At 47.5% G+C, this 21,423-nt stretch carries 23 protein-coding genes; 15 read left to right on the plus strand and 8 right to left on the minus strand.

Annotation, left to right across the window (positions count from 1 at the left end; all coding sequences use genetic code 11):
• Nucleotides 1–16: 16 nt before the first annotated feature.
• Both safD and MED92_RS16185 read right to left on the minus strand, forming a co-directional pair.
• A complete protein-coding gene (safD, locus tag MED92_RS16180; protein WP_007022657.1) occupies nucleotides 17–1,387 on the minus strand; it encodes a sulfoacetaldehyde dehydrogenase SafD in 1,371 nt (456 codons plus the stop codon).
• Nucleotides 1,384–2,145: a TSUP family transporter gene (locus MED92_RS16185; RefSeq protein ID WP_007022658.1), complete on the minus strand. Its 762-nt coding sequence runs from the start codon at nucleotides 2,143–2,145 to the stop codon at nucleotides 1,384–1,386. Before MED92_RS16185 ends, safD begins: the two co-directional genes overlap by 4 nt.
• 523 nt (nucleotides 2,146–2,668) lie before the next feature.
• Between MED92_RS16185 and MED92_RS16195 the strand changes: the two genes are divergently transcribed.
• From MED92_RS16195 to MED92_RS16205, 3 genes are all read left to right on the plus strand, one after another.
• Nucleotides 2,669–3,244 (plus strand): phosphoribosyltransferase, encoded by a 576-nt coding sequence (locus MED92_RS16195; protein WP_007022659.1) that lies wholly within the window; start codon nucleotides 2,669–2,671, stop codon nucleotides 3,242–3,244.
• Between the two features lie 113 nt (nucleotides 3,245–3,357).
• Entirely contained in the window at nucleotides 3,358–3,942 is a 585-nt protein-coding gene (locus MED92_RS16200) for a DNA-3-methyladenine glycosylase I (protein WP_007022660.1), read from the plus strand.
• 81 nt (nucleotides 3,943–4,023) lie between these two features.
• Complete coding sequence (locus MED92_RS16205) at nucleotides 4,024–5,028, plus strand: class I SAM-dependent rRNA methyltransferase (protein WP_007022661.1); 1,005 nt, start codon at nucleotides 4,024–4,026, stop codon at nucleotides 5,026–5,028.
• On the opposite strand, the gene MED92_RS16210 is transcribed toward MED92_RS16205, so the two are convergent.
• The gene (locus MED92_RS16210; RefSeq protein ID WP_007022662.1) at nucleotides 5,025–5,336 is read right to left on the minus strand and encodes an MGMT family protein; all 312 of its coding nucleotides are present in this window, start codon (nucleotides 5,334–5,336) and stop codon (nucleotides 5,025–5,027) included. The two genes, MED92_RS16205 and MED92_RS16210, sit on opposite strands and share 4 nt — an antisense overlap.
• Before the next feature lie 249 nt (nucleotides 5,337–5,585).
• Between MED92_RS16210 and MED92_RS16215 the strand changes: the two genes are divergently transcribed.
• Nucleotides 5,586–5,795 (plus strand): cold-shock protein, encoded by a 210-nt coding sequence (locus tag MED92_RS16215; protein WP_007022663.1) that lies wholly within the window; start codon nucleotides 5,586–5,588, stop codon nucleotides 5,793–5,795.
• Nucleotides 5,796–5,884: 89 nt separating this feature from the next.
• Here the strand turns inward: MED92_RS16215 and MED92_RS16220 are convergent, their stop codons facing one another.
• Nucleotides 5,885–6,436 (minus strand): RICIN domain-containing protein, encoded by a 552-nt coding sequence (locus MED92_RS16220; RefSeq protein ID WP_007022664.1) that lies wholly within the window; start codon nucleotides 6,434–6,436, stop codon nucleotides 5,885–5,887.
• A gap of 103 nt (nucleotides 6,437–6,539) precedes the next feature.
• On the opposite strand from MED92_RS16220, the gene MED92_RS16225 reads away from it, so the two are divergent.
• Nucleotides 6,540–8,006 carry a protein adenylyltransferase SelO gene (locus MED92_RS16225; RefSeq protein ID WP_007022665.1) on the plus strand — a complete coding sequence of 489 codons (1,467 nt, stop codon included), beginning with the start codon at nucleotides 6,540–6,542 and terminating at the stop codon, nucleotides 8,004–8,006.
• A 208-nt stretch (nucleotides 8,007–8,214) separates the two neighbouring features.
• Nucleotides 8,215–8,421 carry a cold-shock protein gene (locus MED92_RS16230; RefSeq protein ID WP_040663387.1) on the plus strand — a complete coding sequence of 69 codons (207 nt, stop codon included), beginning with the start codon at nucleotides 8,215–8,217 and terminating at the stop codon, nucleotides 8,419–8,421.
• A gap of 76 nt (nucleotides 8,422–8,497) precedes the next feature.
• Here MED92_RS16230 and MED92_RS16235 read toward each other — a convergent pair whose 3' ends face one another.
• On the minus strand, nucleotides 8,498–8,818 hold the full coding sequence (locus MED92_RS16235) for a DUF3301 domain-containing protein (protein ID WP_007022667.1): 321 nt from the start codon (nucleotides 8,816–8,818) through the stop codon (nucleotides 8,498–8,500).
• Between the two features lie 90 nt (nucleotides 8,819–8,908).
• On the opposite strand from MED92_RS16235, the gene MED92_RS16240 reads away from it, so the two are divergent.
• Nucleotides 8,909–9,628 (plus strand): DUF599 domain-containing protein, encoded by a 720-nt coding sequence (locus MED92_RS16240; RefSeq protein ID WP_007022668.1) that lies wholly within the window; start codon nucleotides 8,909–8,911, stop codon nucleotides 9,626–9,628.
• A 125-nt stretch (nucleotides 9,629–9,753) separates the two neighbouring features.
• Nucleotides 9,754–11,676, plus strand: a complete 1,923-nt coding sequence (htpG, locus tag MED92_RS16245) for a molecular chaperone HtpG (RefSeq protein WP_007022669.1) — start codon at nucleotides 9,754–9,756, stop codon at nucleotides 11,674–11,676.
• Nucleotides 11,677–11,729: 53 nt separating this feature from the next.
• On the opposite strand, the gene MED92_RS16250 is transcribed toward htpG, so the two are convergent.
• Nucleotides 11,730–13,391, minus strand: coding sequence for an EAL domain-containing protein (locus MED92_RS16250; RefSeq protein WP_007022670.1), 1,662 nt, complete (start codon nucleotides 13,389–13,391; stop codon nucleotides 11,730–11,732).
• A 213-nt stretch (nucleotides 13,392–13,604) separates the two neighbouring features.
• Here MED92_RS16250 and MED92_RS16255 point away from each other — a divergent pair, with 213 nt between their 5' ends.
• From MED92_RS16255 to MED92_RS16280, 7 genes are all read left to right on the plus strand, one after another.
• The gene (locus MED92_RS16255) at nucleotides 13,605–13,901 is read left to right on the plus strand and encodes a c-type cytochrome (RefSeq protein WP_040663393.1); all 297 of its coding nucleotides are present in this window, start codon (nucleotides 13,605–13,607) and stop codon (nucleotides 13,899–13,901) included.
• Between the two features lie 93 nt (nucleotides 13,902–13,994).
• Nucleotides 13,995–14,363, plus strand: a complete 369-nt coding sequence (locus tag MED92_RS16260; RefSeq protein WP_007022672.1) for a TraR/DksA family transcriptional regulator — start codon at nucleotides 13,995–13,997, stop codon at nucleotides 14,361–14,363.
• Between the two features lie 21 nt (nucleotides 14,364–14,384).
• Nucleotides 14,385–15,701 (plus strand): ATP-binding protein, encoded by a 1,317-nt coding sequence (locus MED92_RS16265; RefSeq protein WP_007022673.1) that lies wholly within the window; start codon nucleotides 14,385–14,387, stop codon nucleotides 15,699–15,701.
• Entirely contained in the window at nucleotides 15,701–16,693 is a 993-nt protein-coding gene (locus tag MED92_RS16270) for an NADH-quinone oxidoreductase subunit B family protein (protein WP_007022674.1), read from the plus strand. Before MED92_RS16265 ends, MED92_RS16270 begins: the two co-directional genes overlap by 1 nt.
• Nucleotide 16,694: 1 nt before the next feature.
• Nucleotides 16,695–17,855, plus strand: coding sequence for a nickel-dependent hydrogenase large subunit (locus MED92_RS16275; protein WP_007022675.1), 1,161 nt, complete (start codon nucleotides 16,695–16,697; stop codon nucleotides 17,853–17,855).
• The gene (locus MED92_RS19160) at nucleotides 17,821–18,147 is read left to right on the plus strand and encodes a nickel-dependent hydrogenase large subunit (protein WP_007022676.1); all 327 of its coding nucleotides are present in this window, start codon (nucleotides 17,821–17,823) and stop codon (nucleotides 18,145–18,147) included. The genes MED92_RS16275 and MED92_RS19160 overlap by 35 nt, the downstream gene beginning before the upstream one ends.
• A gap of 26 nt (nucleotides 18,148–18,173) precedes the next feature.
• The gene (locus tag MED92_RS16280) at nucleotides 18,174–19,043 is read left to right on the plus strand and encodes a patatin-like phospholipase family protein (protein WP_007022677.1); all 870 of its coding nucleotides are present in this window, start codon (nucleotides 18,174–18,176) and stop codon (nucleotides 19,041–19,043) included.
• 40 nt (nucleotides 19,044–19,083) lie between these two features.
• On the opposite strand, the gene MED92_RS16285 is transcribed toward MED92_RS16280, so the two are convergent.
• Both MED92_RS16285 and MED92_RS16290 read right to left on the minus strand, forming a co-directional pair.
• Nucleotides 19,084–19,422, minus strand: a complete 339-nt coding sequence (locus MED92_RS16285; protein WP_007022678.1) for a DOPA 4,5-dioxygenase family protein — start codon at nucleotides 19,420–19,422, stop codon at nucleotides 19,084–19,086.
• 71 nt (nucleotides 19,423–19,493) lie between these two features.
• The gene (locus tag MED92_RS16290; RefSeq protein WP_007022679.1) at nucleotides 19,494–21,128 is read right to left on the minus strand and encodes a methyl-accepting chemotaxis protein; all 1,635 of its coding nucleotides are present in this window, start codon (nucleotides 21,126–21,128) and stop codon (nucleotides 19,494–19,496) included.
• Nucleotides 21,129–21,423 lie beyond the last annotated feature (295 nt).

The raw sequence follows: 21,423 nt of genomic DNA on the forward strand, positions 1-21,423 counted from the left end.
GCCAATAGAAGCTGGCTTAGATGACCAGCGTTTTGGTATAGCTCATTTCGCGGATAGCGTATTTGATGCCCTCACGGCCGATACCGCTCTCTTTTACCCCTCCAAATGGGAAGTGCTCTGTTCTGAACCCTGGGCCATCGTTTGCCGCCAGTGTCCCGACATCTAACTGCTCGTAAAGTTCTTTAATAGTGGCAAGGTTCTGGCTGAAAACGCCGGCTTGCAGACCGTAAGCGGTGTTATTGATAATCGGAATAATCTCTTCAACAGACTCAAATTTATAGAGTGGCATTACAGGCCCAAAGGCTTCCTCGACCATGATTTCAGAGGTTGGGCTGACATTTTCCAGAATGGTTGGGTAAACAAATGCGCCTTCATACTGATTACCCAGCGCAACACTGGCCCCATCTTCAATTGCTTGCTCGATCAGGGTGCGGATCTGATCAGCGGCACCCTGATTAATAACCGGACCCACAAAGGTATCGTCTTTCATTGGATCGCCAACCACCAGTTTACTGCTTTTCTCGACCAGCAGATCACGGAAGGCTTCATACACATTTGCGTGGATAAACAGGCGTTTCGCGGCGGTGCAGCGCTGCCCTGCAGTTGCAAAGCGGTGGTTGATTGCTGCGGTTGTCGCAGCTTCCAGATCGCCGTCATCCATTACGATCAGGGGATCATTTCCGCCTAATTCCAGAAGCAGTTTTTTGTAGCCTGCGGCTGCGCTGATCGCATTGGCCGCAGCGGTGCCGCCAGTAAAGTTGATCGCGTTAACATCCGGGTGGGCATTCAAACGATCCAGATCTGAAAACTCAGGCATGCAAAGCTGCAAGGTATTTTCCGGCATACCTGCTTCGTAGCAAAGTTTCACCAGCAACTGAGCAGAAGCGGTATTCTGAGGGCCCGGTTTAAACAGGATCGTGTTACCCGCTGCATAAGCAGGTCCAATTTTATGGATGGCGATATTGATCGGGAAATTAAAAGGGGTGATGCATAGAATCGTGCCCAGTGGTTTCCAGCAAACTACCCCGATTTTTCCGCCAGCAGGTGCGTAGGCATCAGAATCCAGGCTCTCCCCCTGAATCTGTCGTGCTTCCTCTGCGCTGGCAATCGCAGCATTATAAGCGCGCATCATCTCAACTCGGGAATCCAATATCGTTTTACCGGTTTCCTGTGTGATCAGTGTCGCCATTTCTTCGCTATGCTCTTTGAGAAGCGCCGCCAATTTATTCAGCACCCCAGCCCTTTGAAAAGCAGCAGTCTTACGCTGGCTGAGCTGGCCCTCTTTTAACATTGCCAACTGGTTTTCCAGGGTGGCCCAAGGTGTGTACTCGTATTCACCGAGAGGGCTGTTATCAAAAGGATTTACTAGGGAATATGTGTTGCTCATAGCAGGGCTCCAAACGTGGGTAATAACTCATAGCCAATACGGCCTGCCGCAATAAAGAGTGCGACTTTCATCAGGGTGAAAAACAGGCTGGTTTTGACATGGCCTAAAATCACAACACCTACTTTTGCTCCGACGACAGCGGCCAGGCTCAGTGTTGCGATCAGGAAAAAGTTGTCGATAAACGAGAATCCAAGAAACAGATAAGCAGGGATCTTGGTGATATGGGCGAACATCTGCATTAAGGATTTATTGCAGACAATCTCCTCTTTGCTCAGATCGTCGCGGAAAAAGAATACGGCCAGTAGGGGATCGATCGCACCTGCGATAATTCCCATGCTACCGGTGGCTATACCTACCCAAAAAAATTTGCCATCTTTTATGCGAATCTGAGGCATTTTTTTAGGCTTGAACAGGGTGTAGAGAATCAATAACAGCAGGAGTAACAGGGGAAAGAATTCACCGACATAGTTAACAATGAAAAGTGTTGTTAAGGCCGCACCAATCGCCGCACCGATGGCAAAAGGCAGGCACATTTTCCAGCGGATAGAATGACGTAGAAACCAGCTTCTAGCGGCGTTGTTAAATACTTGAACGGTACCGTGAACAGCAACGAGTGGGCGCAATGGCATAAAGACATTCATGGCGGCAAACATAAGAACACCGCCAGCCATACCGGTGATTGAGGTAATCATTGATGCCGAAGCTACAGCCAGTGATAGCAGCGCAAGCTGTAGATGAGTCAGTTCAATGATTTCCATTTTTGTCCCCTAATTAACCAGTGAAATCAGGTTAATGGAAAAGGCAAAATGCCAATAGGACCAGTTTGAACACTTCATTGGGCCAAGCTATTCTGTGGGCTGGCAGCAAGGGCGTTTCTGCCTGAAGAATGATCATGGACCCATGGAATATGACGGATCGACTATTATTCAAACTTACGGCGGGGCGGTGAAACTGATTAGCCTAGCTAAGGGCTTTGCGAATTTGCTGTTTAAGGGCCTTTACCGTAGAATCGCGCCCTTCAATTTTAAGCGGTGTGGTTGGCTAAATAGCAAGACGCGCTGCCAGCAATACTGGTAATAGGCTAAGATAAACCGCTTGGCTTCATAGGAGTTTTCAGCGATTTTGCTGCTCCTTTCATAATACCAGTGAGATGCGGAATAAAGCCTCGATTTGGGTCGGGGCTTATTTGTTTCTAAGCGTTCTGCTTAACTCAATGTTTGCTAGGAATCTGACTTATACGGTCATGCTTATCAACTCAGGTTCAGCATAAGAAGGTGGAAGATGGATAAAGTATATATAAGTGCCCAGCAGCTGTTGGAAGATTCAACGCAGATGGCTTTGCAAATCTTTGAAAGTGGATTCCGTCCTGATTATATCGTCGGTGTATGGCGTGGTGGTGCCCCGGTGGGTATTTCTGTGCAGGAAGTATTGGATTGCCTGGGTGTAGAGTCTGATCATATCGCTATCCGCACATCTTCATACACAGGGATTGGTGAGCGCTCTCGCCACATTAAAGTGCATGGGCTGACCTACCTGATTAAACGATTGGAGTCTGAAGATTCCTTGCTGATCGTTGATGATGTTCATGATTCAGGTCTGAGCATTGCGCAGACAATTCTTGAGCTGAAAAAAGCCTGCAAAAAGAACACCCCTGAGATTCGTATAGCGACGCCTTACTATAAGCCTGCTAATAATAAGACCGGCAATGTACCTGACTACTACGTGCACGAGAGCAATGAATGGTTGGTATTCCCGCATGAGCTGGATGGCCTGAGCAAAGAAGAGATTCTGGCTCATAAGCCTGAATTTGCTGCCGTTGCTGAAAAAATGGCTGAGCTGGGTCAATTCGACAAGTAAGCTGTTTCCTATTAATCCCAGCTTGCTGCTGGGATTAATTCCTTCTATTGCTCTGCTTCTTCTTTTCCTCTACTTTCATCTGCTGAACTTTTTCGCTTTAAGGAATTGAAGCTATGCGTGTCTCAGAAACAGATGGAAAAAAACGCTGTTTTGGTAATAAGCCCGGTCAGGAGTTCTACGCCGACTATCATGACAATGAGTGGGCTGTTCCTGAATACGATGATCAAAAGCTCTTTGAGATGCTGATTCTTGAAGGGGCGCAGGCTGGCTTGAGCTGGGAAACCGTATTGCGTAAACGAGAGGGGTATCGCAACGCGTTTCATCACTTTGATGTTGATAAAGTGATGGCCATGACAGATGAACAGCTGGAAGCGTTGCGGGAGAATCCTGAGATTATTCGTAACAAGCTGAAGATCTATTCCACGCGTAAAAATGCCCATGTTTTCCGGTCGATTCAGGAAGAGTTTGGTTCTTTTTCCAATTACCTTTGGGCTTATGTTGATCACCAGCCGATTATCAATCATTGGCTGAGCTTTTCTGACGTGCCTGTGACAACTGAGATCAGTGATGCGATCTCAAAAGATCTGAAGAAACGGGGAATGTCATTTGTCGGATCGACCATTATTTATGCTTATATGCAGGCCGTCGGGATGGTCGATGATCACCTTGCTGAGTGCTGGTGTCGAACAGAAAGCTGATCGTTGTTTCTCAACTTCGATGTTCGCTATAGCTAACCCTTAAGAGTACAATCGCCACCTACATTTTTTAGGAATCTCCTCATGTCCGATCTGACCTCTCTACTGAAGAACGCCGATGAATATCGAGCTGAACTTCTGGCTCAACTGCAAGAGGAGAGCACCACTTGTTATCGTCTGTTTCATGGTACGAATGAGGGCGCGTTAGGGTTGACGGTGGATCGTTATGGTTCGCAGTTGTTGATTCAGACCTTTCATGAAGCTCTTTCTGATGAACAGGTTGCGCAAATCAGCGGGCATTATATGCCGTTGTTTGATGTTCAAGAGGTTGTGTATAACGATCGCAGCGCAAAGAACTCCCGACGTCAGGATGAGCATAATAAGCGCAGCATCGACCGGGTAGGGCAGGAGATTGGCGTTAACTACCGTGTCAGAGGAAAGCATGCGGGGCAGGATCCGCTACTGTTTTTAGACATGCGGGTTGGGCGTCGTTATGTCCTTGATAATGCAAATAATAAAACTGTATTGAACCTCTTTTCTTATACCTGTGGTGTGGGTGTCTGCGCTGCGGTTGCCGGTGCTGAGAAGGTGGTAAATGTCGACTTTGCTGAGCGTAACCTGGATGTTGGCAAAGAGAATGCTCAATTAAATAACCTCAATAATGATCAGATTGAGTTTATTCAGAGCGACTTTTTTACCGCGGCTAAACAATTTGCCGGGATGCCTATTAAGCAGCGAGTAAAGAGAGGTCAGAAGCCTCGTCCATATCCGCAGTTGGAAGAGCAGCAGTTTGATCTGGTTTATCTTGATCCGCCGCGTTGGGCAAAGAGCCACTTTGGTACTGTGGATCTGATTCGTGATTATCAGAGTGTTTTAAAGCCTTCTGTATTAGCAACCAAGCCAGGCGGTACGTTGATATGTACCAATAATGTTGCAAAAGTCGACATTAATGAATGGCTGGAGTTGGTAAAACGCTGTGCGAACAAGGCTGGGCAGCCTGTCGTTGATTATGAAATTTTGCACCCAGAAGCAGACTTCCCATCGGCAGATGGTCAGCACCCACTTAAAATTGCGGTGTTACATTTTTAAGGGTTCCACTGATAATCTTTCAGTCTGATTTTTCCATTAATCAGACTGATGCCCTCTTGTTCCAGTCGTTCGCGCTGGCGAAGATAAGCACTGCTATCGCTTGGGAAGGAGATCTTCCCCTGAGCATTAATCACCCGAAACCAGGGAAGCTGAGTATCTTTAGGAAGCTGGCTGAGGGTACGGCCAACCGCTCTTGCCATACGCGGTAAGCCAGCCAGCTCAGCTACCTGACCATAGGTGGCTACTTTCCCTTCAGGAATCATCGCGACAACTTGCCAGATCTTTTCCTGATAACTCGGTTCCTGCATGCTTAAGTTGCTCGTTCCTCTGGTTAAGATTTTGCAGACTACTTGATCTGCGATTATTTAGAAATCGTTTGACCTGATTTGACTAACTGTATATTATTCGCGCAGCTCGATGCTTTATAGCCTATTTATGCACGTCATTTCGAAGTCTTTACTGTTCCTCGTCCTGTTTTCATAAGTACAACGTAAACATTTTGCATTTCTTGACCCTTTTAGGGGTTACACTAATTTCCGAAAATAGGATAAATAATTATGTCTAATACAACGACTGGCACAGTTAAATGGTTCAACGATGAGAAAGGTTTTGGTTTCATCGAGCAGCAGTCTGGCCCAGATGTTTTCGCACACTTCAGCGCAATCGCTGGCGATGGTTTCAAAAGCCTTCAGGAAGGTCAGCAGGTAGAATTCACTGTTGCTCAGGGCCAGAAAGGTCCTCAGGCAGAGAACATTCGTCCTCTATAAGTTTTAAATTGTTTCATACAATTTAAAACACAGGGAGCATGGCTGATGCTATGTTCCCTTGTAATCCCCTTCTTTTTCACACCGCTCCCTTACTCATATCCAGCCTCTGCAACTTTCCACGCAGAATAGGGTAGCGAAGCCTTATCACAATCCTCCATATACAGACTTCTCCACTTATGATCGGGAGAGTAGGTTGTATGTGACGACTTACCTGAGACGATACACAGGTTGCTTCCTAGTAGCTGAAATTGACCATTCGCTTTATGTTTAAAGTGCTGAAATGCAGGCCCATTTAAAAAAGGCTCAACTGCACCGCAGCGCTTCAGCATTAATGCATTACCAGCTAAGGCTATCTGATTAACCCCCATCACTGTCACGCAGCCACGGTAAGCAGGAAAAAATAGCGTGCCGTCATCGCGAAAATCCACTATTTCATCATGATAAGGCTGAGGCCCTTTGCAGTTATGAGAGGTAAGGGGCATGTCCAGGCGAACCTGATCACCGCTACCGACGACGTCAAGGCAATACCCATCTTCTGGGCGGTCAAGCTTGTCGACCAGTTGTATGTATTTGGGACCTTCAGCATAGGAGTAAGTAGCAAAGCTCAGCAGAAGTGTCGCTATGGGAAGAGGGTTTTTCATATCTGCAATATTCCGATAAAAACCATACGATAATAGGGATGATAATACCTGAGTAAAATGCTAGGGTAAAAGCTCGTTACACATTTGCGGATATTACTCAGATATGGCTCAGCTTGAATCGCTTAATTTTGACAACAGTTACCTTCGTTTACCCGAATCGTTCTATCAGCGTGTTGAGCCGACGCCATTACGTGATCCCCATTTGATCTCGTTTAATCCTGCCGTTGCCAAGCTTCTGGACCTTGATCCTTGTGGGATTAAGCCTGCTCAAATTGCCGACTATTTTAGTGGTAATGCTTTGTTACCGGGAAGTGAGCCCTTAGCAATGAAATACACAGGGCATCAGTTCGGTGTGTACAACCCGGAACTGGGAGATGGCCGGGGGCTTTTACTGGGAGAAGTGGTCAATAAGCAGGGAGAACGCTGGGATCTGCATCTGAAAGGCGCGGGTAAAACGGCATTCTCCCGTTTTGGTGATGGGCGTGCGGTACTGCGTTCGAGTATTCGGGAATACCTGATTAGCGAAGCAATGCACGGATTAAACATTCCAACGACACGGGCGCTTTGCCTGGTCGGTAGTGAAGAGATGGTGATGCGCGAGGGAATGATGGAACCCTGTGCTGCGGTCTTGCGCGTCACGCAATGCCATATTCGCTTCGGGCACTTTGAGCATCTCTATTACACTCGCCAACATGATGCATTAAAAGAGCTGGCCGATTATGCGTTGGAGCGATTCTTCCCAGAATTTTTAGAGGCTGAGCAACCTTATCTGGCAATGTTTACTGAAGTGGTCCAGCGTAGTGCAAGCCTGGTCGCTAAGTGGCAGGCTTATGGTTTTGTCCACGCGGTACTGAATACTGACAATATGTCGCTCATTGGCGAGACTTTTGATTACGGGCCTTTTAGCTTTCTTGATACCTATAACCCTAGCCTGATTAGTAATCATAATGATCATCAGGGGCGCTATGCCTTTGCCCAGCAGCCGGGCATTATTCATTGGAACTTATCCTGTCTTGCACAGGCGCTGCTGCCGCTGATCGAAAGAGAGGATCTGGTCAAAGTGCTCGATTCCTACCCTGAGCGTTATCGATTGGCTGAGCTGGCTGAGTTCCGAAAACGAATGGGGCTGCAGCTTGAGATGGAAGTCGATGAAGAATTAATACGTGACCTGACGAAGCTTTTCGCCAGCGAAGCGGTTGATATGAATCGTTTCTTCAGAAAACTGTCTGACTTTGATGGATCTGAGGAGAGTCTGGCTAATTTGATGGGGCTATTACGCAACCCTGCGCAGCTTACTCCCTGGTTACTTAAATATGAAGCGCGCTTAAAAGATGAGCCAGCGAGCTTTCCTATTCGACGTGCGCAGATGCGTTCGGTTAACCCTGAATTTATCCTGCGCAATTATATGGCAGAAGAGGCCATACAACAGGCCACGAAAGGTGATTTCAGCCTGGTAAATGAGCTACTGGGTTTATTACGCAATCCGATGGAAGAGCTTGAGAATTATGAAGTTTATGCGGAAAAACCACCAGAATGGGCGGCTGGAATCTGTCTAACGTGCTCTTCCTGAAAAATAATAGATATTTTAGGTTTTTTTTTAGTTGACCATATCGAAAAAGCCCTATAGATTGTAGATCGCTAGAAAGTTGGTCGTCTATTTATGCTCAACAACCGGGGTAGCACACACTACTTCGTCCTGATTCATAAGTAATCGCAGCACTTCCAGCACTACCAGCTTCTTTATGAAGCGACAAATTACTCTGAATGAAAGGACGGAAATAATGTCTACTACTGGTACAGTTAAATGGTTTAACGAAGAAAAAGGTTTTGGTTTCATCGAGCAGGAAAACGGCCCAGACGTTTTTGTTCACTTCTCTGCAATCCAGGGCGACGGCTTCAAAACTCTGGCTGAAGGCCAGAAAGTTGAGTTTTCTGTTACTCAGGGCCAGAAAGGTCCACAGGCAGAGAACGTAACTAAGGCATAATTGCTTTAGTACTTCTAAAAAAACGGGACCTGGTGTCCCGTTTTTTGTGTCTGATCAAAACTTCAAAGCGTCTGATCTATTGTAAGCGATGGGGATCCAGATGCAGATCCGTCACTTTTCTACCCAGTGTAACTACACGCCCGCTATAACGCTCTTCACCTGTAGATGAAAATTCAAAGTTGTATGAGCGCCAGATTCTTAACTGGCCCTTGTCATCTCTTCTCAGCCAGAAGCCACGCAGATTGATATTGTCATCAAGCAGTTGTAGCTCAAGCTCTTTGCAATGACGCCGCGTATGACGCAATGCTATCTCTTTGACTTTCTGAGATTGCCACCAGTGGTAGAAGAGAAAAGCCATCAGGGTGACAAAAAACAATGATTGTATATCCAGGTACATCGAACGCTTTCCAGAGACAACGGGATAGTGCTTGTTTTACAATGAGTTGCTTAATATTGCACGATTAATTTGCTTACGAGGCATAGTTTTATGGAACCCATACAACAGTTTATTCAGGAAAACTGGCTTAATCTGCTAGCGTTAGTCTGGTTCCTGATCTGCTTTAAAGGGTACATGTACTACGCCAAAAAGCGCAGCTATGACACCCCGTGCCTGGCTAGCATGCTGCATATGTATCGAAGAGAGTGGATGAAGCGAATGCTCACCCATGAAGTGCGTATTGCGGATACAACAGCGATTGCTAATCTTGAGCGTGGTGTTTCTTTCTTTGCTTCAACCACGATGCTGATTCTGGCGGGTCTGATGACAGTCCTGGGTTCCACTCAGCAAGCGATCGATGTGGTTGCGGACATTCCTTTTGCCCGGCATGCGACACGCGGAGAGTGGGAGCTTAAGATTCTGTTGATGATCTCTCTGTTTGTGTATGCCTTTTTCAAATTTACCTGGAGCCTCAGGCAGTACGGTTTTGTATCGATTATGATCGGTGGAGCACCGCAGCCTGAAGAGCAGATTTCTGAAACTCAGGCGGAAGCTCATGCTAACCGGATCGCTAAGATGACCTCGATGGCGGCAAACAATTTCAATATCGGCCTGAGAACCTATTATTTCTGCTTGGCAATTCTCGGTTGGTTCATTAATCCGTGGCTGTTTATGGTCCTGAGCGGCGGGGTAGTATTTGTCTTGTATCGACGTGAGTTTAAATCTTCCACACTCAAGACGTTGATGATGAGTGATGGGGCCGAAAAATAATCCACACCTTTAAAGGTTGAAAAGGTTTCAGCTGTCCCAATATAGCTTGTATTGCCAAGTGCGCCGTTACAGAATCTGTCTCTGTGCGGCGCAGTTTCATCAAAACAGCTATTGGATAAATGTTGATGACTACTGAAACACGTACCGAAACTCATGGTTTCCAGACAGAAGTGAAGCAGCTGCTTCATTTGATGATTCACTCTCTCTACTCCAACAAAGAGATTTTTCTCCGTGAATTGATCTCTAATGCCTCGGATGCGGCTGAAAAGCTGCGCTTTGAGGCACTGTCTAATGGATCCCTTTATGAAAATGATGGTGATCTGAAGATCAGCATTAGCTTCGATAAAGATGCAAAAACACTGACAGTAGAAGATAACGGCATCGGTATGAGCCGTGATGATGTGATCGAACACCTGGGTACGATCGCTAAATCAGGTACTGCTCAGTTCTTATCGCAGCTGACAGGCGATCAGAATAAGGACAGCCAGCTAATTGGCCAGTTTGGTGTGGGTTTCTACTCTTCGTTCATTGTTGCTGACAAAGTTGAAGTCTATACCCGTAAAGCCGGTCTGCCTGTTGCAGAAGGCGTGCATTGGGTATCTGAAGGCGAAGGCGAATTCACCATCGGTGATGTAGAAAAAGCGGGTCGTGGTACGCGTATTGTTCTGCACCTTAAAGAGGGTGAAGAAAGCTTTGCTGATGGCTTCGCGCTACGTGGACTGGTTCGCAAATACTCTGACCATATCTCTATCCCGGTAATCATGCAGAAAGAGGCAGAGCCAAATCTGGGTGAAGAGGGGGAAGAAGAGACAGCACCGCAGACACCGGAAGATGAGACAGTAAACAGTGCAACAGCGCTGTGGACTCGTAACAAATCTGAAGTCAAAGATGAAGAGTATCAGGAATTTTACAAGCATATCTCTCATGATTTCAGCGATGCACTTACCTGGGCTCATAACCGCGTAGAGGGTAACCTGGAATACACCAGTCTGCTTTATGTGCCGGAAAAAGCCCCTTACGACCTGTGGAACCGTGAAGCACCACGTGGCCTTAAACTCTATGTTCAGCGTGTATTTATCATGGATCAGGCTGAAGAGTTCCTGCCACTGTATCTGCGCTTCATGAAAGGCATTGTAGACACTAAAGATCTGTCTCTGAACGTTTCCCGTGAGATTCTGCAGAAAGATGAGAGTGTATCTAAGCTGCGTACGGCGCTGACTAAGCGTGTACTGGATATGCTGATCAAACTGGGTAAGAACGACAAAGAGAAGTATGCTAAATTCTGGGCTGAGTTCGGCCAGGTGCTAAAAGAAGGTCCTGCTGAAGATTACGCGAATCGCGAAAAGATCCTCAAGCTGATGCGTTTCTCTTCTACGCACAATGATAATGATGAGCAGAATGTATCGCTGGATGAATACATCGAGCGTATGCAGGAAGGTCAGGATAAAATCTACTTCGTTGTTGCAGACAACTACAACACCGCGAAAAACAGCCCGCACCTTGAGATCTTCCGTAAGAAGGGTATTGAGGTTCTGCTACTAACCGATCGTATCGATGACTGGATGATGAGCCAGCTGTTTAACTACAGCGAAAAAGCTTTCCAGGATGTTGCTAAAGGTGAGCTGGATCTGGATGAGACAGTGACCGATGAAGAGAAAAAAGAGCAGGAAGAAGCAGCTAAAGAGCTGGAAGGTTTGGTTGAGCGTCTGAAGAGCAGTCTGGATGACAAGGTCTCTGAAGTACGTATCACTCACCGTCTAACCGATTCGCCTGCATGTGTGGTACTGGGTGCTCATGATATGGGGCTGCAGATGCGCCAGATCATGGAAGCTGCGGGTCAGGCTGTACCTGATACGAAGCCTGCGTTTGAAGTGAACCCTGACCATCCGCTGATTAAAAAGCTGGATAGTGAAGCTGATGAAGATCGTTTTGCGGATCTGGCGCTGGTGCTGTTTGATCAGGCTGGTTTGGCGGCAGGTGCACAGTTGGATGATCCGGCGAGCTATGTGGCCCGCTTGAACAAACTTCTGCTAGAACTCAGTGCATAAACCTTAGTGTTTTAAAAAGGCGGCCCTGGGTCGCCTTTTTTATTTCTTTCGATTTAGTCAGGCAGTGTTGTCTCTAGCTCTTGGATAACAACATCATTGTCTTCAATCATATCGAGCAGTTTGTTAGCCGGGATGGCTTTGCTATATAGCCAGCCCTGATGCAGCTCTACCCCGAGACCATCAAGAATTTGTGCCTGTTCAATGGTTTCTACCCCTTCAGCAATAGTGATCAGTTTCATGCGCTGGGAAAATTGCGTGATCAGCTTTAAAACATCGGCATTCATCGCATCGGTACCTAATGAGGCGACAAAGCTTTTATCGGCTTTTAGGTAGGTGACAGGTAGTTGGCTCAGATAACTCAGCCCACAATAGCCTGTACCGAAATCATCTATCGCGATCTCAATCCCTTCAGCCGAGAAACGATTGAACGCTTGCTGTACATACAACGCTTCAGTATCGATAAGGACATCTTCCGTGACCTCCAGTGCTAGTTTAGGGATCTGTTTGCTGGCCTTAATAAGCGCTTCGACCATCGCTTTGCTACGAAGATGCGAGAGCGAAATATTGATGGTTAAGACGAAGTCTGGGGATCTGTCGAAGATCGGTTGAAGCTCTTTAAGGCAGAGTTCAATCTGCAGATTTGTCATCTGGTTGAGTAACCCTTTCTCCTGCGCTTCAGGAATAAAGGTAGCGGGTGGTTTGATCCCCTCTACCGGATGCCTCCAGCGCATCAGAACTTCTGCCCCAATGATTTTCTTATCTGCACTACGGATAATGGGTTGATAGTGATTGATCAGTTCGCGATTACTGATCGCTTTTTTGAGCTGGTGGCTGCTATCCGACAGGAAAGCATACAAACGGTAAAACAGGGTAGTGAGTAGGCCCCAAAGGCCAAGTAGAACCAAATACCACAAGGTGGAGTAGCGGCTCTCAAAGCTGTTCAGAATCTGTTGTTCTTCACTGACAACCAGAGTGAGATCGGGCAGCGTGGCCAAAGGGGTATAAGCTGCGACCTGGCGGCGACCATTTTTAAATAGATCATCAATGGTTTTTGCCTGATAAACAGGTAAAACTTGTTCTGTTTTAGGTTCGCTATAGTGGCCGTTATTGACCAGGGGTTCACCTGTTTCGCTGTTTATTAGTGCGACAAAGCCTAATTCGCTGGTTTTGTTTCTAAGTTGGTTTTTCAACCAGCTCATTCTCACCAGAGCATTCACTTCGCTGCCATCAGAAAGGGTTCTGGCCACAACAAATGCGGGTTGTTGCATGTACTGCACCATGAGCGGGCCGTTAAACCTCAGCCCATATTGAGCAGGAGGTTTCTCTACAATGATGCGCTCTGCATGCTTCTCCCAGCTTGTGCAGCTAAGCACGCCTTCAGAGCTGACGATGCCAATCTCAACGACCGGAGCGATATTAAACATCATGCTTCTTAGCTCAAAGAGGGTCTCCTGATCACACAGAGCGTTATCCGGTTTGACTTCAATAAGGATAGTGTTGATAAGGCTGAAATTGGTATCCAGCCAATCGGCAAGCTGACTGGATTGCAGGGTCAGGTCATGATGTTGTAGCTGGCGCTGGGATTTTTGTTGTTCATAGATGATCATAGCGGCTACCAAAATGGTAATCACTAAGCTAAGAAAGGCTGGAGCAATCAGTCTCGCTACCCACTGATACAACGGCGATATGTTCATATCGGTCAGCGCTAAATCCATTTATATTCAATGGATAAACTATCACAATAAATAGTAATGACCTAGCTTTTCTGTATGTTTTTTGATCAGTTGAGGTTAAGGCAGATGGTCTACAATGATTGCTTATGATCAATTGCAACAGACCTAACGGTCTTTATGCGCTGGATCAAGGTTTTATTCCCGGTTTTACAGTTGAATGTAGAAAAAGAATTCAGATCAGGTGAGGTGATCTTAATGAATAAAACAGCAGGTATCGTTGCAGCAGTCGCGATGGCAGTCGCTTCTTTCGGTGCACAGGCGGATGGTCAGGCAGTTTATGATAAACACTGCAAAGGTTGTCATGTTGCAGGTGTAGGTAATGCGCCAAAACCAGGCGATAAAGCTGCGTGGGAACCACGTATAGCGACCGGTGTCGATGCGATGGTACAGACAGTTAAAACAGGTAAAGGGGCGATGCCTCCTAAAGGTACCTGCATGAGCTGTGATGATGCATCTCTTAAAGCGGCGGTGGAAGTACTCATCGCCCAGTAATAATCAACGGTTTCATAAAAGGCTGCCCTTAGGCAGCCTTTTTTATATCTGTGATTTATGCCACCCTTAGAGCATTAGCTTTATGGTTTTGATATGGCATCATTTATAGACGAAATTGAGGTCGAGTCCTTATTGGAAAAGCTGCATAGCCTAAGGCATGAGCTTGATGAAGAGATCGACTCCCTACAGAAAGAATCACAGCCGGTTCAGCTTGATCAACAGGCGTTTGGTCGGGTATCCCGTGGTGAAGCATTGCAGCAACAAAGCATGGCTAAAGCTAATCTGGCCCAGTGTCAGGAGCGTATTCGTCAGATTGATGAGGCGTTGCAGAAAATCGATGCTGAAGATTATGGTTACTGCGACGCATGCGGTGAACGAATTGCGCTGGCTCGGCTCAATGCCCGTCCGGAAAGTCCTTTATGCATATCATGTCAGGAAAAACAGGAACAAGCGGATAACTGAGCTATCCGTTTAGTGAGTAAGATGTCAGATAAAAACGATGATCCATCCATGACCGATTCTGAAGATGCCTGGGTCAGCGTCATCCAAAAAATGGATGAGGCTTATGCTGACCTGGTTCACTATCAGGTCGAGGTTGAGGAAAAGAATGCTGAACTAGAAGAGAACAAGCTGTTCTTTGACAGTATTCAAAGCTCCATGAGTGATGTGTTGATCGTATGTGACCATGCTGGCCTTATCCAGCAAGTTAATAAAGCACTGGAAGCACTAACGGATCGCAATGCTGATACCTTAATCGGCGAGCACTTCACTGTGCTTGTCGACGAGCGCTTCTTGCAAAAAGTCGATAGCTTCCTGAACCAGGTACGAATTCAACCCCTCAGGGATTGCGAGCTTGAACTAAAAGGCGCTGAAGGCCCGGTGCCACTTTCAATGAATTGCTCACCCAGACTCAATCATCGTGGCCGCTTGGTGGGTATGGTACTGATTGGCCGACCTCTGGGTGAATTACAAAAAGCCTATAAAGAACTAAATACAGCTCATGCTGAACTCAAACTTGCCCAGGAGCGGTTAGTTCAATCGGAAAAAATGGCCTCTTTGGGCCGACTAGTGGCTGGTGTAGCCCATGAGTTGAATAACCCGATTAGCTTTGTTTACGGCAATATGCACGCGCTGCAGCGTTATACTGAGCGTTTGAGTCAGTATTTTGATGCGATCAATGAAGGGTATTCCCGCGAAGAGCTTCGCGAGATGCGTGAAACACTGCGTCTGGACAAATTAATACGTGATTTACACTCGCTGGTTGATGGGACCATGGAGGGTGCTGACCGGGTCAAAGAGATCGTCAATGATCTCCGCCAGTTCTCATCAACTCAGGAATCAGAGAAAACTGAATTCGATCTGAGTCATGTGATTCGTACTGCGCTGCATTGGATTATCAAAGAGAGCAAACGGCCAATCGAAGTGGTGGAAAATATTCCAGAGCAACTAAGCGCATTCGGCCACTCGGGCCAGATACATCAGGTTGTGGTCAATCTGATTCAGAATGCCGTCGATGCGATGGAAGGTTCATCGACCCAGCGGCTGGAGCTTAGCGCATCGCTACAAGGGGAGCAGGTCCTGTTCTCAGTGAAAGACACTGGTCCTGGAGTTGCTGAGGAAGACATATCCCGACTGTTCGATCCCTTCTTTACGACTAAGCCGGTAGGTCAGGGCACTGGACTGGGTTTATCGATTAGCTACGGCATTGTATCTGAGCACGGTGGCGATCTAACGATTGTAAACTGGGATCAGGGGGCTGAAGCGATCATGTTCCTGCCTCAGCAAGGAGGGAAGGCATAATGAATCTGTTATGGCTGCAATCAGCGGGCTGTGGCGGTTGCTCAATGTCATTGCTTAATGCGGAATCACCCGACCTGCTCACCAGTTTTGAGGCCGCAGGTATTAATCTGTTATGGCACCCCTCGATCAGTGAGGAAACCGGTAGTGAAGTATCTGAGCTGCTAGAGCAGATACTGAATGGCAGTCTGCCACTCGATATGCTCTGTCTTGAGGGTTCTGTTTTGCGGGGGCCTAACGGCACCGGGCGTTTCCATATGTTGGGGGGTACCGGCCTGTCCATGATGGAGTGGATCGAGAAGCTGGCGGCAAAAGCGCGTTTCACGATCGCTATCGGCTCCTGTGCCGCCTATGGAGGCATCTCTGCAGCCGGAGACAATATTACTGATGCGACCGGTTTACAGTTTGAAGGGGAGCTGGAGGGTGGTCTGTTGGGGCCGGCTTATCGATCCCTGGAAGGTTTTAAAACCCTCAATATATCAGGCTGCCCGGTTCACCCTAACTGGGTGACTGAGACCCTGATCAGTATCGCCCTGGGCGAACATACCGATGAAGCGGTAGATCATTTTGGCCGGCCGCGGATGTATGCCGATCAGTTGGTGCATCATGGTTGTAACCGTAATGAGTTCTACGAATACAAGGCCAGCGCAGAAGTGCCCGGTGAACGGGGCTGTATGATGGAGAATATGGGCTGTCTCGGTACCCAGGCCCATGCTGACTGTAATAGTCGTCCATGGAATGGTGAAGGTTCCTGTACCAAAGGGGGCTACGCATGTATCAATTGTACAGCGCCAGAGTTTGAAGAACCGGGGCATAGTTTTACCGAAACACCAAAGATTGCAGGGATTCCGGTAGGGCTTCCTACCGATATGCCAAAAGCCTGGTTTGTGGCACTGGCCTCTCTTTCTAAAGCGGCTACGCCGGAAAGGTTGCGCAAGAACGCAACCTCAGAAAAACTGATCTATCCGCCGACCATCCATAAGAGAAAGAATTAAGATGAGCAGAATTGTTGTTGGCCCATTTAATCGTGTGGAAGGTGATCTGGAGATTAAGCTTGATACGGATCAGGGCCAGGTGACTGCGGCACGGGTCAATTCTCCGCTGTTTCGTGGTTTTGAGCGGATAATGCAGGGGCAGGAACCTATGGATGCGCTGGTTTATACGCCGCGTATCTGTGGGATCTGTTCGGTCAGCCAGTCCGTTGCTTCTGCCAGGGCGTTAGCTGATCTAATGGATCTGGATATGCCGCTTAACGGCCAGCTTGCAACCAATCTGGTGCTGGCTAACGAGAATATGACGGACCTCCTGACTCATTTCTATCTGTTCTTTATGCCGGATTTTGCCAGAGGCATCTACAGCAATGAGCCCTGGTTTGACTCGGTTGAATCCCGATTTAAAGCGCAAAAAGGGAGTGCTGCAAAAGTAATGCTGCCAGCCCGATCGGAGTTTTTGCACCTGATGGGTATTATGGCGGGCAAGTGGCCTCACAGCCTCAGTTTGCAGCCCGGGGGCAGTGCTAAACCGATCGAAGCGCAGGAGCGTATTCGTTTGCTGGCGATTCTGGCTTCATTCCGCAAATTCCTCGAACATACACTGTTTGGTGATGATCTGGAGGCGATCGCTGAACTTGGCTCCTGGAATGAACTGCAGAACTGGCGTGAAAAACATGACTGGCAACACAGTGACTTCACTCGATTTTTGCACCTCAGTGATCAGTTACACCTCGCCTCGATGGGACGCGCGACCGATCAGTTCCTAAGTTATGGTAACTATCCCGATCCGCAGGGAGGGCTGTTTAAAGCCGGTGCTTCATTTGCAGGGGCGGTAACTGACTTTGATCAAAAAGGAATTACCGAAGATCTTGCCTATTCATGGATGCAAAGCGTGAATGGCCCCGTGCACCCAGCAGCAGGAAACACAGAACCCAGCCTGGACAATGAAGCCGCCTATAGTTGGTGTAAGGCACCGCGCCTGAATCGTCAGGTGATGGAGGTTGGGGCGCTGGCAAGGCAGCTTATTAATGGTCACCCATTAGCCGCCGATCTGGTCAGCCGGAATGGCGCTAATGTTGAAAGCCGCATTATCGCCAGGCTTCTAAGAGCTCGCTATTGTGATCCCGCAGATGCAAAGCTGGATCAAGCAGCTAAAGCCAGGTGAGCCTTTCTGTGCCCATGGAAAAATGCCTAAAGAAGGCCAGGGCGTTGGCATGGTAGAAGCTGCGCGGGGTTCTTTAGGCCACTGGTTGGAAGTGAAAAAGGGCAAGATCAGTAACTACCAGATCATCGCTCCCACCACCTGGAACTTCTCACCGCGCGATGAGCAAGGCGTCCCCGGAGCGCTGGAACAAGCGCTGGAAGGAGCACCAGTCCGTGAAGGGGAGAAAGATCCGGTGGCTGTACAGCATATTGTTCGCTCCTTCGATCCCTGTATGGTCTGTACAGTTCATTAAGGACAGTTTTTAGAAAAGGAATATCAATGAGTAATCAATCAGTTTCTCTGGTTTTAGGCAGTGGCGGTGCAAGGGGCTTAGCGCATATTGGGATTATCAATGAACTGGAAAAAGCCGGATACCGGATCGAATCAATCTCAGGTTGTTCTATTGGAGCGCTGATAGGTGGTGTCTATGCGGCGGGTAAACTCGCTGAATTTGAAGCCTGGGTGAGAGCGATCGATAAGACCGATATCCTTAGCTTGCTTGATCTGACCTGGCGATCCGATGGTTTGGTCAAAGGGGATAAAATTATGGATACCCTGGTTGAGCTGGTCGGGGATTGGAAGATAGAGGATCTGCCTATTCGGTTTACCGCCATTGCTGCTGATATTGATGAAGAGCGCGAGGTGTGGATGAGTTCGGGCTCTCTGTTTGATGCGATCCGTGCTTCCATCTCGCTGCCGATGTTTTTCTCCCCGGTTCCTTATAAAGACTCCTTGCTGGTGGATGGGGGGATTCTGAACCCGGTTCCTATCGCGCCTTGCTTTAGTGACCGGACCGATCAGATCTTTGCGGTAAACCTGGGTGGGCCGGTTGAACATGGTTTGTTCATTAAAGAAGAGAGCCATGAAACAGCCGATGCCAGTTTTAAAGAGCGTGTGCATAGCTTCGTAGAAAAGCTATATAAGTCGGATGAGGACGAAGGACGTTCCCTCAGTATGTATGACGTGGCTCATCAGGCGTTCGACACTATGCAGGGCACCATTGCGAGGCAGAAATTAGCCGCCTACCCGCCTGATGGTGTCATTGAAATCCCCCGTAATGCTTGCGGCATTCTGGAGTTCCATAAGGCTGATCCTTTAATTGAGCTGGGGGCAGCGCGCGCTAAGGCGTTTATTGCCAGCCAGGATTAAGCAAGTTCAGATCAATCCAGGCTGGCCTATATCAGGCTGGTTAGGGTTTAGCGCTGAAAATTGAAAGGTCCAACTCGTAGGAATTACCCAGCCACATCGCGTAATCACGGTGGTCTTTAAGGTCATCTTCTGTCACCGGGTGAATCAGGATATCCAAGCCATCTCTATGGTAGTTCAGCCATTGAGTGATTTCACCAAAGAGGTCGCCCCTGAAGCTAAGCTGACAGCTCCACACAGGGTGAGGCCCGACCGGTTTTTGGTGGAGACGGCCCATCGGTATAGAAAATACCTCGTTGGCACGTTTGCAGAGCTGCTCGGCTGCATCAAATGAGTCGGCATTAAAATAGACATGGGCGTGATAGGCCTTAAACAGTTGCATGTTTTATATTTCTCCAAAACCAAAAAGCGCCCCTATTGTGGGCGCTTTTGAATGGGTAAACCAGACGTTTATTAAGTTTTAAACTGGCTTACTTTAGTATTCAGATCTACTGCCAGGCGTGATAGCTGATCACTGGCTGCTGAGATCTGTGTTGCACCGTCCGAAGATTCCTGAGATGCATCATTAATCGCAACCAGTGAACGGTTGATCTCTTCGGCTACACTGGTCTGCTCCTCACTGGCGGACGCGATATGCGTATTCATATCGGTGATCATACCAACCGCTTCAGAGATACCTTGCAGCGCATCACCGGCTTCAGCGGCTTTTGCACCCGCTTGTTCAGCCTCTTGCTGACTTTGCTCCATCGCATCAACCGCGGTACGGGTACCAGATTGCAGGCGCTCGATGGCGGTTTGAATCTCAGTCGTAGATTGTTGAGTACGTTGAGCGAGCGTACGGACTTCATCTGCTACCACAGCGAAGCCGCGGCCCTGATCACCGGCGCGAGCCGCCTCAATTGCTGCGTTCAATGCGAGTAGGTTAGTCTGCTCGGCAATATCATTAATTACCCCGATAATTGAGCCGATACTTTCACTATCGTTTTCAACGGCGCGGATACGGTCTGATACCTGAGACACATTGCCTACCAGTGTATTGGTCGAAGCGACAGCTGCCGATACGATACGGTTACCCTGATCTGCCTGATCCAGCATTAACTTGGTCTGGCTATCGGCATGTTCAGCGTTTGTTGCCACATCCTGCGAGGTGGAAACCATCTCATTCATTGCACTGGCAACTTGTTCAATTTCAAGTCGTTGATTGTTAATGCTCTGGTTAGCTTGAACACTAACAGATGACATCTCTTCAGCGGCTGAGGCTAATTGATGTGTTGCTCCACTGATGTCGCCAATCAGTTGACGCTGACTACTGAGCATCTGATTAAAGCTCTCCGACATGCGCGTTAGCTCATCGTTACCAGAAACAGGAACACTTTCGGTCAGGTCGGAATTATTTGCAACATTGTGCATTGCTGCATTCAGCGTGTCTAAAGGTTTGCGGATAGAGTTGTAAACCATCCAGCTCAAAAGGCCCAGAACAGCAATAGTGGCTAAGCCTATAACCAGCATAAAGGTTACTGCGCTATGGTAGGCTTCATCAATAGCGCTTTTTTCCTCACCGGCAACTCTCAACTGCAAACTGATCAGCTCAGCAATCTTTTCACTAATAGGGTCAATCGTTGTATATAAAGGGCCATCGTAATTAGCTAACTTGCCGCTGATATCGCCCATACCAATCTGGCGGATACCGGTTTCTAATTCGTCCAAAGAGCGGTTTGCGGCAACAAATAGGGTTTCTGCTTCGCGGGCGAGCTGCTCTTCCTCAGTCGTAAGGGTCGTGGCCATGTACTTTTGCCACTTGTCTGAAATCTCTTTACGGGCGGCCTGAACCCCCTTAAGGGCTTCGTCGCCGGTCATGATACCTGCATTGGCTTTGTTAACGGCATCAATAACAAAAACGGCGTAATCATCAGCAATGATTTTTAGGTCTTCAAGCGGAACGACACGATCTTCGTAGATTCGACCAACGCCTTCATCGGCGCTTTTTAATTCAGCGAGTGATGATGCGATGATGATAATAATGCCTATAACAGGCAGTACTGAGGTAAGAATAAGCTTACTGCGAATGCTTAAGCTATTTAAAAGCATATTTTGCCCCCAAACCAGGCGGTATTAATGTCACGCGCCGAAGAACAAAATATGTTCGATCCCTGGCTGGCTAGGTTTAGCCAAACAGTAACTGGGTAAGGTACTGCACAATCCTTTTTATTAGTTATAGCTTTTGTTGGGCTAAAAACAACTATTATTTTCTTTAATTATTAAGTTTTTAATTAAATTGTTTGTTTTTTAGTCGCTTTGGTATTTTTAAGAAAAATCAAACAGTTAACGACCGTTCGGTTGGCGTAATTTGTTTGAACTTTAGATCTATTACAGTTTGTAAGGA

It is taken from the genome of Neptuniibacter caesariensis (assembly GCF_000153345.1).
Taxonomy (GTDB): domain Bacteria; phylum Pseudomonadota; class Gammaproteobacteria; order Pseudomonadales; family Balneatricaceae; genus Neptuniibacter; species Neptuniibacter caesariensis.